General features: G+C 70.1%; 10 protein-coding genes. 8 read left to right on the top strand and 2 right to left on the bottom strand.

The window, feature by feature from the left end; all coding sequences use genetic code 11:
* Positions 1-5 precede the first annotated feature (5 nt).
* On the top strand, positions 6-1,877 hold the full coding sequence (locus DEI97_RS15685; protein WP_111073890.1) for a glycerol-3-phosphate dehydrogenase/oxidase: 1,872 nt from the start codon (positions 6-8) through the stop codon (positions 1,875-1,877).
* Between the two features lie 107 nt (positions 1,878-1,984).
* On the opposite strand, the gene DEI97_RS15680 is transcribed toward DEI97_RS15685, so the two are convergent.
* Complete coding sequence (locus tag DEI97_RS15680; protein WP_111073889.1) at positions 1,985-2,509, bottom strand: hypothetical protein; 525 nt, start codon at positions 2,507-2,509, stop codon at positions 1,985-1,987.
* A 118-nt stretch (positions 2,510-2,627) separates the two neighbouring features.
* Between DEI97_RS15680 and DEI97_RS15675 the strand changes: the two genes are divergently transcribed.
* The 5 genes from DEI97_RS15675 to guaA are packed head-to-tail and all read left to right on the top strand — an operon-like array spanning position 2,628 to position 7,471.
* Positions 2,628-3,158: a cation:proton antiporter regulatory subunit gene (locus DEI97_RS15675; protein WP_110903510.1), complete on the top strand. Its 531-nt coding sequence runs from the start codon at positions 2,628-2,630 to the stop codon at positions 3,156-3,158.
* Positions 3,159-3,161: 3 nt separating this feature from the next.
* On the top strand, positions 3,162-4,589 hold the full coding sequence (locus DEI97_RS15670) for a cation:proton antiporter (protein WP_111073888.1): 1,428 nt from the start codon (positions 3,162-3,164) through the stop codon (positions 4,587-4,589).
* Positions 4,590-4,594: 5 nt separating this feature from the next.
* Positions 4,595-5,437 carry an SURF1 family cytochrome oxidase biogenesis protein gene (locus tag DEI97_RS15665; RefSeq protein WP_111073887.1) on the top strand — a complete coding sequence of 281 codons (843 nt, stop codon included), beginning with the start codon at positions 4,595-4,597 and terminating at the stop codon, positions 5,435-5,437.
* 10 nt (positions 5,438-5,447) lie between these two features.
* Positions 5,448-5,894 carry a DUF3817 domain-containing protein gene (locus DEI97_RS15660; RefSeq protein WP_111073886.1) on the top strand — a complete coding sequence of 149 codons (447 nt, stop codon included), beginning with the start codon at positions 5,448-5,450 and terminating at the stop codon, positions 5,892-5,894.
* Positions 5,891-7,471, top strand: a complete 1,581-nt coding sequence (gene guaA, locus DEI97_RS15655; protein ID WP_111073885.1) for a glutamine-hydrolyzing GMP synthase — start codon at positions 5,891-5,893, stop codon at positions 7,469-7,471. Before DEI97_RS15660 ends, guaA begins: the two co-directional genes overlap by 4 nt.
* A gap of 820 nt (positions 7,472-8,291) precedes the next feature.
* On the opposite strand, the gene DEI97_RS15650 is transcribed toward guaA, so the two are convergent.
* A complete protein-coding gene (locus DEI97_RS15650) occupies positions 8,292-9,206 on the bottom strand; it encodes a Bax inhibitor-1/YccA family protein (protein ID WP_111073884.1) in 915 nt (304 codons plus the stop codon).
* 299 nt (positions 9,207-9,505) lie between these two features.
* Between DEI97_RS15650 and DEI97_RS15645 the strand changes: the two genes are divergently transcribed.
* A complete protein-coding gene (locus tag DEI97_RS15645) occupies positions 9,506-10,528 on the top strand; it encodes a glycerophosphodiester phosphodiesterase family protein (protein WP_111073883.1) in 1,023 nt (340 codons plus the stop codon).
* Between the two features lie 36 nt (positions 10,529-10,564).
* Positions 10,565-13,042: an ATP-dependent helicase gene (locus DEI97_RS15640; protein ID WP_111073882.1), complete on the top strand. Its 2,478-nt coding sequence runs from the start codon at positions 10,565-10,567 to the stop codon at positions 13,040-13,042.
* Positions 13,043-13,047 lie beyond the last annotated feature (5 nt).

The following is a 13,047-nucleotide window of genomic DNA, read 5'->3' as shown; positions in this document are numbered from 1 at the left end:
CGAGCATGACAACCACGGTCACAGGCCAGAAGGCACCCCGCGGAGCATCGACCACGGCGGGGTTCGACCCCGCCACGAAGCTCGGTCCCGATGAACGCGCCGCGGCGATCGAGACCCTGAAGTCCACCGAGCTCGACGTCCTGGTGGTCGGCGGCGGCATCGTCGGTGGTGGTGCCGCACTCGACGCCGTCACGCGTGGCCTGTCGGTCGGCATCGTGGAGGCCCGCGACTGGGGATCGGGCACGTCCAGCCGGTCGTCGAAGCTCGTCCACGGCGGCATCCGCTACCTCGAGCAGCTCAACTTCACCCTCGTCCGCGAGGCCCTCATCGAACGCGGTCTGCTGCTCCAGCGCATCGCCCCGCACCTGGTGAAGCCCGTGCGCTTCCTCTACCCGCTCAACCACCGCGTGTGGGAGCGGTTCTACATCGGCATCGGCATGGCGATGTACGACGTGTTCAGCTGGTCCGGTGGTCGCCCGCCCGGTGTGCCGCACCACCGTCACCTCACCCGCACCCAGGTGCTCCGCTCGATGCCGTCCCTGAAGAAGGACGCGTTCGTCGGCGGGATGACCTACTACGACGCCCAGGTCGACGACGCGCGCTACGTCGCCTCGCTCGTCCGCACCGCCGCCTCGTACGGCGCGCACGCGTCCTCCCGGGTCCGGATCGAGGGCTTCATCAAGGTCGGGGAGCGGGTCGTCGGGGCGCACGCGCACGACATCCAGACGGGCGAGCACTTCGACATCAAGGCGAAGCAGGTCGTCAACGCGACGGGGGTCTGGACGGACGACACCCAGGCGATGGTCGGCACGCGTGGGCAGTTCAAGGTCCGCGCGTCGAAGGGCGTGCACCTCGTCGTCCCGCGCGACCGCTTCCAGTCGAACTCGGGCATGATCCTCCGCACCGAGAAGAGCGTCCTGTTCGTGATCCCTTGGGGCCGGCACTGGCTGATCGGCACGACCGACACCGACTGGTACCTCGACAAGGCGCACCCGGCGGCGACCGCGGCGGACATCGACTACATCCTCGAGCACGTCAACAAGGTGCTCGCAGTGCCGCTGACCCGCGAGGACGTCGAGGGTGTCTACGCCGGACTCCGGCCGCTGCTGGCGGGGGAGTCCGAGGCGACCTCGAAGCTCAGCCGCGAGCACGTCGTCGCACACACCGCACCCGGACTCGTCGTCGTCGCCGGCGGCAAGTGGACCACCTACCGTGTGATGGGCAAGGACGCCATCGACGAGGCGGTCGCAGCGATGGACGGCAAGATCCCGGAGTCGACGACGCAGGACATCCCGCTGCTCGGCGCCGAGGGCTACCCCGCCGCGTGGAACAAGCGCGGCCGGACGGCGAAGTCGTCGGGCGTGCACAAGGTCCGCATCGAGCACCTGCTCAACCGCTACGGCACCCTCGCCACCGAGGTCCTGCAGCTCGTCGAGGACGACCCCTCGCTGGCCGACGCACTGCCCGGGGCCGACGACTACATCGGCGCCGAGGTCGTGTACGCGGCTTCGCACGAGGGCGCCCTGCACCTGGAGGACGTCCTGGCCCGCCGCACCCGCATCTCGATCGAGGCGTGGGACCGCGGCGAGTCGGCAGCGCCCGTCGCCGCCCGGCTGATGGCGGGCGTGCTCGGCTGGGACCAGGAGACGACCGAGAACGAGGTCGCGAACTACCTGAAGCGCGTCGCGGCCGAGCGGGAGTCGCAGATGCAGCCCGACGACGAGTCCGCGGACCGCGTCCGGCTCGAGGCGCCCGACATCGCGTTCGGCTTCGAGGAGGACGACGTGGTCGTCGGCGGTGGCCGCTCGAGCGGCGCCGAGGGCGCCACGGCGGACGACGAGCAGGTCGTCGGCGAGAAGACCACCGAGCCCAGCTGACCCACTGACGGACGGGAGGCCCGTCGCACCCCCGCCACGCGCCTCCCGTCCGTCCCCCTCCCGCAGAACGCAACGCCGGCGGCACGACGCAAGGCGATCGCGTTGCGTCACGCCGCCGGGGTTGCGTCCTGCGGCCTCCTGCTCCCGTGGAGTGTCCGCACCATCTCGCCGAACAGGACCGCCGGGATGGCGACGAGCGACAGGAGGCTCGTCAGCCACAGCACGCGCATCCACGGCGAGTGGTCGTGCGTCGTCGGGAACGAATCGAGGACGTCCATGACGAACAGGAACGACGTCGGGAACGTCGCGAGCGCCCCGAGGACGAGCACGCCGAGGTGCAGGACGGCGATGACGTGCGTCGGCAGGACCCTTCGGAGTCCGGCCGCTGCCACTCCGATGCCGAGCGCGATGCCGATGCCGGCGATGACGAGCACGCCGACGACGTCCGGGACCACCGCGTTGCCGTGTGCCGCGACCTCCCCGGAGATCCGTGTCAGCGACGTCCCCGGTACCAGGGTGAGCGGGTCGAGGACGAGTTGGTCGAGCGCGAGGAGTGCCGCGTAGGCCGCCACCACGATCGCTCCGGTGACGGCCACGACGGTGCGGGTGGTGCTGGCGGTCGGGGCGCTCATGCCGCCATCCTCCAGGCGCCGGTGGAACGGCGCGTCCACCGGCGGGATGACCTGTGGAGAACGGAATGGCGCGGCCCTCCCGGTGGTTAGCATGGGAGTCCTGGGAAAGGGAGCCATCATGGTCGACGTCCATCGCGTCAAACTCCCCGGCGTCGGCGTGCTGCACAGCTTCTACACCGACGACGGTGGCAAGTGTGGTGTCATCACGCACCGGTCGGGTCACTCCGACCTCATCTCGTTCGCGGACGTCGCCGACGGCGCGGACAAGTCCGAGAAGGTCTCGCTCCGCCTCAGTGAAGACGAAGCGCACACCCTCGCCGAACTCCTCGGCGGCACCCGGATCACCGAGGGCCTCGACAAGCTCGACGAGATCCCCGGGCTCTCCATCGACTGGTTCAGCGTCGACTACGACGACGCCATCGCGGGCAAGCCCCTCGGCGACCTGCACGACTCCGGCTTCATCGGCCTGACCGTCGTCGCGGTGGTCCGTGGCGACAGCGCCAACCCGGCTCCCTCGTCGGACTTCGTCGTGTTCCCCGGGGACACGATCGTCGTCGCGGGTGCGCCGGAGAAGGTCGCGAAGGCGTTCTCCTTCTACCGCAGCGGTCAGTTGGCAGCGGCCGCTGCCGAGGCGCCGCCCCGGAGCTAGGGCATGCACCTGGGTGGTGAGCTGCTGACCATCGGCGGCCTGTTCCTCATCGCCTACGTCCTCGGGCGGCTCGGCAAGACCATCGGTCTGCCGGCGATCCCGGTCTACATGGTGGTCGGGCTCATCGCGAGCCCGCACACCCCGTGGATCGGCCTGAGCGTCGAGTCGCACACGATCGAGCTGATCGCGACGTTCGGTCTCATCCTGCTGCTGTTCAACCTCGGGTTGGAGTTCGACCAGGAGGAGTTCTACGGCAACGCCGGCAAGCTCCTGGTCTCCGGTGGCACCTACGTCGCGATCAACATGGGCGTCGGGTTCGCCTTCGGGTTCTCGCTCGGCTGGGGAACGCGCGAAGCCCTGATCATCGCGGGCATGACGGCGACGTCGTCGAGCGCGATCGTGACGAAGCTGCTCATCGAGCTCCGGCGCCTGGCCAACGACGAGACCCCGATGATCCTCGGCGTCACCGTGATCGAGGACGTCTTCATCGCCGTGTACCTGGCGATCGTCTCCGTCGTGCTCTCCGGCGACACGAACCTGTGGGCCGTGATCGGCAAACTCGGGCTGGCGTTCGGGTTCCTCATCGTCATGTTCAGCCTGGCGCGCTGGGGCGGCAAGCAGGTCTCGAAGATCTTCGCGACCCGCGACGACGAGCTCTTCACGATCCTGTTCTTCGGCCTCGCGGTGATGTTCGGCGGCATCGGCGACCTGCTCGGCGTGACCGACGCCATCGGTGCGTTCGTCATCGGTCTGCTCTGCGGTGCCACCCGCTACCGGGACCGCATCGAGCAGCTGGCCCTGCCGATGCGTGACGTCTTCGCGGCGTTCTTCTTCGTCAACTTCGGGCTCGGCCTCGACGTCTCGACCTTCGGCGAGGTGCTCTGGCCGGTCGCCGGCGCGATCGGCATGACCGTCGTGCTCAACGCCGTCGCCGGACAGCTCGTGGCCCGGATGAACGGGTTGAGCGTCCAGCAGGGCATCAACACCGCCGTGATCCTGGTGAACCGTGGCGAGTTCGCGCTGATCCTCGCGACCCTGTCGGCGGCCGCCGGACTGGAGGCACGGATCACCGCGTTCGCGGGCCTCTACGTCCTGGTGATGGCCGTGTTGGGTCCGCTGCTCGCCGTGAACTCCGACCGCATCGGCAAGCTCGTGCTCCGTCCGGGTCGGGTGCGGAAGCTCCGCGGCCGGGAACTCGCCGCCGCGCAGGCCGCCGCGGCGCGCAAGGCCGAGCGGGACGCGAAGTTCGCCGAGGAGATCGCCCTCGTGGAGGCTGCGGGCAGGGAAGAGCGCGACAATGGTGCACCGGAGACGACGCCGTCGCGCGAGGACCCGGCCATCCCGGAACCCGTGAGCGCGAGCACGTCGTCGATCGAGGTCCCCGCCGAGCGTCCCGAGCGCCCGGCCCGCGTACGTGATCCGGAGTACTGATTCAGATGTGGGCCGTTGCCCGACGACCGAAGTGGATCGCCCTGCTGCTGCTGGCGATCCTGCTGGCAGGCGTGTTCGCCGCACTCGGCAAGTGGCAGCTCGAGCGCAGCATCGAGAACGGCAAGCCGCTCCCGGCCTCGACCGAGACGCGGAAGACCCTCGACGACGTCACCACGCCGGAGAAGCCGGTCGGGTCCACGCTCGCCGGGCAGAAGATCACGGTCTCGGGGCGCTTCGTCGCCGGTGACACGACGGTCCTCACCGGCCGCAGCGGGGGTGGGAAGTACCAGACCGTCGGGCATCTGGTCGACGACGCGACGGGGGCGAGCCTCCCGGTCGTGATCGGCTGGTCCGACCAGCGTTCCGCCGCGGTCGCCGGTGGTGACCGCCTGGTCGACGACGCGTCGATGACCATCCGCGGTCGGTACTACCCGGCGGAGTCGCCGGACCAGGACACGTTCGAGCAGCACGAGTACTCGGCCGTCGCCCCGGCCCGGTTCGTGAACACGTGGAAGGCGTTCGACGACCGGATGTACGGCGGGTACGTCGTCGCCGACCGGACCACCGCGGACGCCGCCGACCTCGGCACCATCGCCGACCGGGCCCCAACGCGGGAGGTCCAGTTCGACTGGCTGAACCTGTTTTACGCGGTCGAGTGGGTCGTGTTCGCCGGGTTCGCCGTCTTCCTCTGGTACCGCTTCGTCAAGGACGCGTGGGAGCGCGAACAGGACGAGGCGCGCGAGGCCGCCGAGGCAGCTGGCGCCGATCCTGTGGACGACGACGCCGAGCCTGTGGACGAGCCCGTGGTCCCGACGGACGACGCCCGGGCCGAGCCGGGTCGCCGGTAGGATCGACCACATGGCTCTGACCGTCCGGACCCGCGACATCCCCAAGATCCCGGGGGCCGTGCGGTTCTACCGCATCTCCGCGTACGTCACCGGCGTGCTCCTGCTCGCCCTGGTCGTCGAGGTCGTCATCAAGTACACCCCGATCCAGCGTGAGATGCAGCTCGGCGGTGGCGCGTTCTTCGTCCCGAACGGCACCGCGGGCGAAGCACCCGGCACGTTCAACCTGTCGATCGCGATCCTCATCGCGCACGGGTGGCTGTACGTCGTCTACCTGTTCGCGGACTTCCGCCTCTGGAGCATCATGCGCTGGCGGCCGTCGCGCTTCCTGCTCATCGCCCTTGGCGGCGTGATCCCGTTCATGTCCTTCGTGGTCGAGCACCGCATGCAGCAGACCGCACTGACCACCTACCACGAGCTGACCGCGCAGCAGTCGCGGGAGAAGGAGAGCGCTCGGTGAGCGAGACCGAACAGCGTCCCGTCCTCGTCGTCGACTTCGGCGCGCAGTACGCGCAGTTGATCGCACGACGTGTCCGCGAGGCCAACGTCTACAGCGAGATCGTCCCCCACTCGGTCACCGCAGCGGAGATCCGTGAGAAGAACCCGGCGGCGATCGTCCTGTCGGGAGGCCCGTCCTCCGTCTACGAGGACGGCGCACCGTCCCTGGATGGCGAGATCCTGGACCTCGGTGTCCCGGTGCTCGGCATCTGCTACGGCTTCCAGGCCATGGCGAAGTCGCTCGGTGGCGAGGTCGCGAACACCGGCCTCCGCGAGTACGGCGCCACCGCGGTCACCGTCAGCGGCACCGACAGTGTCCTGCTCGGCGGCCAGCCCGCAGCGCAGACCACGTGGATGTCGCACGGCGACGCGGTGTCGAAGGCTCCCGAGGGCTTCGAGGTCCTGGCGTCGAGCGAGTCGACCCCGGTCGCCGCCTTCGCCTCCGACGAGCGCAAGCTGTACGGCGTGCAGTGGCACCCCGAGGTCAAGCACTCCGCGTTCGGCCAGGCCGTGCTCGAGAACTTCCTGCACCGCGCCGCCGGACTGCCGGGTGACTGGAACTCGGCGAACGTGATCGAGGAGCAGGTCGAGCGCATCCGTGCACAGATCGGGTCGTCGCGCGTGATCGCCGGGCTCTCCGGTGGAGTCGACTCCGCCGTCGCCGCAGCCCTCGTGCACAAGGCCGTCGGGGACCAGCTCACCTGCGTCTTCGTCGACCACGGGCTCCTCCGCGCCGACGAGCGCAAGCAGGTCGAAGAGGACTACGTCGCCTCGACCGGTGTGCGCCTGGTCACGGTCGACGCCCGGGAGCAGTTCCTGGACGCCCTCGCCGGTGTCAGCGACCCCGAGCAGAAGCGCAAGATCATCGGCCGCGAGTTCATCCGCACCTTCGAGGCCGCGGCGGAAGCGCTCGTCCTCGAAGCCCGCGCCTCGGACGGTGACGCCGAGGTGAAGTTCCTCGTGCAGGGCACCCTGTACCCGGACGTCGTCGAGTCCGGCGGCGGGTCGGGCACCGCGAACATCAAGTCGCACCACAACGTCGGCGGACTGCCCGACGACATGACGTTCGAGCTGGTCGAGCCGCTGCGCACCCTGTTCAAGGACGAGGTCCGTGCGGTCGGTCGCGAGCTCGGGCTGCCCGAGGTCATCGTCGGACGCCAGCCGTTCCCCGGCCCGGGCCTCGGCATCCGCATCGTCGGTGAAGTCACCGCCGAGCGTCTCGAGATCCTGCGTGCCGCCGACGCCATCGCCCGCGCCGAGCTCACCGCAGCCGGCCTCGACGACGAGATCTGGCAATGCCCGGTCGTCCTGCTCGCCGACGTCCGCTCGGTCGGGGTCCAGGGCGACGGCCGCACCTACGGGCACCCGATCGTGCTCCGTCCGGTGTCCTCCGAGGACGCCATGACCGCGGACTGGACGCGCCTGCCGTACGACGTGCTCGCGAAGATCTCGAACCGCATCACGAACGAGGTGCGCGACGTCAACCGGGTCGTGCTCGACGTCACGTCGAAGCCGCCGGGGACGATCGAGTGGGAGTGACACACTCCTGACGCCCGAGGGCCCGGTACGCGACTGCGTGCCGGGCCCTCGCTCGTCCTGCGGGGCCGGCCCGGGCCTCCCGCCCGTCGCCCGCCCGCGCGCCGGGGTCGCGCGTTCTGCCGGGTCCCGCGCGCCGGGGTCGCGCGTCCTCCCGGGTTCGGCGCGCCGAGGTCGCGTCTTGCCGGGTTCGGCGCGCCGAGGTCGCGCGTTCTGCCGCCGGGCCGGCTCGCTGACGGCAGTTCGTGCGACCCCGGCGAAACGGCTGCGGCAGGTCGTGCGACCTGGCGGCGGAGGGGGCCGGCGTGCGGGAGACGCGACTGGTGCGCTCGAGGTCGCACGTTCTGCCGCTCGGGCGTCCGGCCGGCGGCCGGTTGCGCGACCCCGGCGAAGGGGCTGCGGCAGGTCGTGCGACCTCGGCGGGTGGGCGTGCCGGACGGGAGGCGCGGGTCGAGCCCGTCTGCCGCGCCCGGCCCCGTTCCGCCGACTGGTCACACGTCGTCGTTCTCGCCGGTGCTGAGCGACCGTTCGTGACCGCCCGGCGGAGGTGAGCGGGGTGTCGTGACCGCTCGGGCCCGCGGGACGGCCGCGTGGAGCTGGCGCGGGGCTGGCTGCCGCGCCCGGCCCCGTTCCGCCGACTGGTCACGAATCGTCGTTCTCGCCGGTGTTGAGCGACAGTTGGTGACCGCTCGGCGGAGGTGAGCGGGGTGTCGTGACCGTTCGGGCCGCACCGGCCGGGCCGCACCGCTCGGGGCGCGCAGCACCCGGCGGGCGCGCACGATGAAGGGCCCCGGCGGAAGCCGGGGCCCTTCAGGTGGGAACGCTAGTTGCGGGAGCTGCTCGCGAGGATCGCCAGGATGCGCAGGATCTCGAGGTAGAGCCAGACCAGCGTGACGATGAGCCCGAAGGCCGCCGTCCACGCGTAGACGCGGGGGGCGCCACGCTCGACACCAGTCTTGATCTGGTCGAAGTCGAGGATCAGCGAGTACGCCGCCATCAGCACCACGAAGATGCCGATCAGGACGCCCAGCGGGATGCCGAACAGCGTGACGCCGAGCAGACCGAACGCGCTCTGGGTCACACCGGTGAGCATCAGCACGATGTTGACGAGCGAGAACGCCATGTAGCCGACCATCGCGACCAGGAAGAACCGGGTCAGCTTCGGCGTCGCACGGACCTTGCCGGACGAGAACAGCAGCAGCGTGACGGCGAAGACACCGAGGGTGCCGAACACCGCCTGCGTGACGATGCCGTCCCACATCGTGTTGTACATGGCCGAGATGCCACCGACGAACAGGCCCTCGAAGAAGGCGTACGCCAGCACGAGTGCCGGCGACGGCTTCTTCTTGAAGGTGTTCACCAGGGCGAGGACGAAACCGACGATCGCGCCGACGATCCAGACGACCGGCGGCAGGTTCCAGCCGGCGACCGAACCGACGATGAGCACGCCGAACGCCAGGAGCGTCTTGACGATCGTGTCCTCGTACGACATACGGCCGGTGTCGACCTTGTCGGCCGAGGGGCGGTCGTACATGTCACGGAGCTGGTCCGGCGACATGCCGGGCTGCTGCGGCGCCTGACCCCAGCCGGTCTGGCCGGACGGGGCCTGCGGGTACCCCTGCTGCGGGTAGCCCTGCTGCGGGTAGGCGCCCTGCGGTGCGTTCGAGCCGGCGCCCCATGCGTTCCGGCCCGCGTCGTTGAAGGCGGGGGACTGGTCGAAACCGGGCTTGAAGGCCATGGTGTCCTCTGATTTCCTCTGGTGTGGAGTCGTGGATCCGGTACCCGGGTGGCATCGGATCGTGGGCTCGTGACGGAGTGCGGCGGTGCCGTTCCTTCGTGTCCTCACAGCCTACGGGCCGTCAGGGTCCGATGGCTGGGGATCCGCGGGAAGCGGAACCGGCGTCCGTGCTCCTGCGCGCGAGCCTATTGACGGTCGCTGTCGGTCCACCGTGGGAACTCCGCACGCTCGCTGAACGTCCGCGACGACGCCGGGGCGGGTGGACACCGTGTTCACCCGCGCTCCGTATCGTCGCCGACATGCAGCCGCTCGTCATCGCCCACCGTGGAGCCTCCGGGTACCGCCCCGAGCACTCCCGCAGTGCCTACGAACTCGCGATCGAGCTCGGCGCCGACGCCATCGAGCCGGACCTGGTGCCGACGAAGGACGGGGTCCTGGTCCTCCGGCACGAGAACGAGGTCTCCGGCACGACCGACGTCGCCGACCGACCGGAGTTCCGCGACCGCCGCACCACGAAGACGATCGACGGGCACCGGCTCACCGGCTGGTTCACCGAGGACTTCACGTGGGACGAGGTGCGCACGCTGCGGACCCGTGAGCGCCTGCCGGAGCTGCGCCGCGCCTCCCGGCAGCACGACGGCGAGGACACGGTCCTGCGCCTGGAGGACCTGCTCGCGATCCTGGACGCCGCCCCGCGACCGGTGGGCCTGGTCGCCGAGGTGAAGCACGCCAGTGCGTTCGCGGCGGCGGGGTTCCCGATGGCATCGCTGCTCGACGACGTGCTCGGCACGGCCGGGTGGCGCGGCGACGACCGGCTGACCGTCGAGTCGTTCGAGAAGGGCGTCCTCCGCCAGGTCGCCGAACACGGGACCGGTGGTCGGCTGGTGTACCTCCAGGAGGCCCGTGGTGCGGCCGCGGACGAGGTCACCGCCGACGGTTCCGCCGCCACGACCTACGCCGCCGAGCGGACGGACGCCGCGCTCGCGCGGCTCGCGACCGAGTTCCACGGCATCAGCGTCGACCTGCCGACCCTGATGGCCGGCGTCGACACCCGCGCCGTCGACGACCCCGGTCCGGTGCGGAGTGACGTGGTCGACCGGGCGCACGCGGTCGGCCTGGCGGTCTACACGTGGACGCTGCGGCCGGAGAACCGGTTCCTGCCCGCGGCGCTCCGTCGTGGCGGCGAGCTGGCGGCGCTCGGTGACTGGGAACGGTGGTTCACCTCGGTCCTCCGCACGGGCGTCGACGGGGTGTTCGCGGACCACGCGGACCTCGCGGTGCGGGCCCGATCGCTCGCCGCGGAACGGTCCGACCGGGCCTGATCGGACGTCGGGGGTCGCGCCTAGACTGTCTCGGACATGACGATCGTGCTCGACCCCTCCGACCCCACGCCCGGCCGCACCGACGGCACGGGTGCCGGTGACCGCGCCTACCAGGACCCGTTCACCGCGGGCCTGAACCCCCAGCAGAAGGAAGCCGTCGAGTACCGCGGCGAGTCCCTGCTCATCGTCGCCGGTGCCGGCTCGGGCAAGACGAGCGTGCTCACCCGCCGCATCGCGCTGCTCCTGGCGAACCGCGAAGCCTGGCCGTCGCAGATCCTGGCGATCACGTTCACGAACAAGGCCGCGGCCGAGATGCGCGAGCGGGTCCAGGCACTCGTCGGGCAGGCGGCCGAGGGCATGTGGATCTCGACGTTCCACTCGGCGTGCGTGCGGATCCTCCGGCGCGAAGCCGAACGGTTCGGGTTCCCGCAGTCGTTCACCATCTACGACTCGGCGGACTCGCGGGCGCTGCTGAAGCGGATCATCAAGGACCTTGAGGCGGACACCCTGGGGCTGACCGTCGGGGCGGCGGCGTCGAAGATCTCGAAGCTCAAGAACGAGCTGCAGGACATCGACACCTACGCACGCAACATCAACGCGAGCGACCCGCAAGAGGTCATGTTCACCGAGGTGTTCCGTCGGTACACGAACGACCTGCGCCGGGCGAACGCGTTCGACTTCGACGACCTCATCGGGCAGACGGTCTTCCTGTTCCGCGCCTTCCCGGACGTCGCGGCGCTCTACCAGCGGCGGTTCCGGTACATCCTGGTCGACGAGTACCAGGACACGAACCACGCGCAGTACTCCCTGATCCGCGAGCTCACTCGCCCGGTGCCGGTGGAGCAGGTCGACAAGCTCGAGGACTCCGGCCAGCACGTCGCCCGGATGCGCGAGACCGACGGCACGATCGCCCCGGCATCCCTGACCGTGGTCGGCGACTCCGACCAGTCGATCTACGCCTTCCGTGGCGCGGACATCCGCAACATCGTCGAGTTCGAGCGGGACTTCCCGAACTCGAAGGTCATCCTGCTCGAGCAGAACTACCGCTCGACGCAGAACATCCTCGACGCAGCGAACGCCGTCATCGCGAACAACTTCGACCGGCAGGCGAAGAGCCTGTTCACCGACGTCGGCGCGGGCGAGAAGATCGTCGGCTTCACCGGTTACACCGGCCACGACGAAGCCCAGTTCGTCGCGGACGAGATCCAGCGTCTGCACGAGGACGGCATGGACTACCGCGACATGGCGGTGTTCTACCGGACGAACTCCCAGACCCGTGCGCTGGAGGAGATCTTCATCCGCGCCGCGATCCCGTACCGGGTGCTCGGCGGCACGAAGTTCTACGAGCGTGCCGAGATCAAGGACGCCATGGCGTACCTGATCACCGTCGCGAACCCGGCCGACCCGCTGTCGCTCCGGCGCATCCTGAACGTGCCGAAGCGCGGCATCGGCGCCGTGACCGAGACCAGCCTGCAGCGCTACGCCGACGACCACGAGGTCTCGCTGCGGGAAGCCCTGCGGCACGCGGACGAGCTCGGCTTCGGGCCCAAGGTCCGGACGGCGATCACCTCGTTCGCCGCGCTGCTCGACGACGTCTCCGCCAAGGCCGCCGACCAGCCCGTGGTCGACACGCTGACCCAGCTGCTCGACGGGTCGGGGCTGCTCGAACAGCTCCGGAAGTCGCCGGACGCGCAGGACGCCGCCCGTGCGGACAACATCGACGAACTCGTGGCCGTGACGCGGGAGTTCCAGAAGAACAACCCCGAGGGCACGCTGTCCGACTTCCTGACCGAGGTCTCGCTGGTGGCTGCGGCCGACGAGCTCGACGACTCGTCCGGCACGGTGTCCCTGATGACCCTGCACACCGCGAAGGGCCTGGAGTACGACGCCGTGTTCCTGACCGGTGTCGAAGAGGACCTGCTGCCGCACCGGATGTCGGCGAACGAGCCGGGCGGCCCCTCGGAAGAGCGTCGCCTGTTCTACGTCGGCATCACCCGCGCCAAGAAGGTCCTGTTCCTGTCGCTCGCGATGACCCGGGCGCAGTTCGGTGACGTCAACGTGGCGATGCCGTCGCGCTTCCTGCAGGAGATCCCCGAGGGCCTCATCGAGTGGAAGCAGTCGCCCGGCATGGCGAACAGCCGCGGTGGCACGCAGCCCCGCGCGATCAACGCCCGACGTGACGGCGGCAGCGCCGGCGGGTTCGGCGGCGCAGGCGGTGGCGGTGGTGGCGGCTACCGCGGCGGTGGCGGCTGGGGCGGCGGGTCCTACGACCGCGCTGCTGCGGCGGCGAAGACCCGTCCGAAGACCGAGTGGGCGAACCGCGTCTCGGGGCAGGTCCGCGACAACGGGGACATGGAACTCGTCGCCGGCGACCGGATCTCACACGTCGACTTCGGGCAGGGGACCGTCTCGGCGGTGACCGGCCAGGGCGCGAAGCGGATCGCCGAGATCGCGTTCGACACCGCCGGGCGGAAGAAGCTCCTCATCAAGATCGCCCCGATCGAGAAGCTGTAGGGGTC

The sequence above is a fragment of the Curtobacterium sp. MCLR17_032 genome (assembly GCF_003234795.2).
Taxonomy (GTDB): Bacteria; Actinomycetota; Actinomycetes; order Actinomycetales; family Microbacteriaceae; genus Curtobacterium.
Note: the sequence above shows the minus strand (reverse complement) of the source record. Positions and strands in the feature narration are given on the sequence as shown.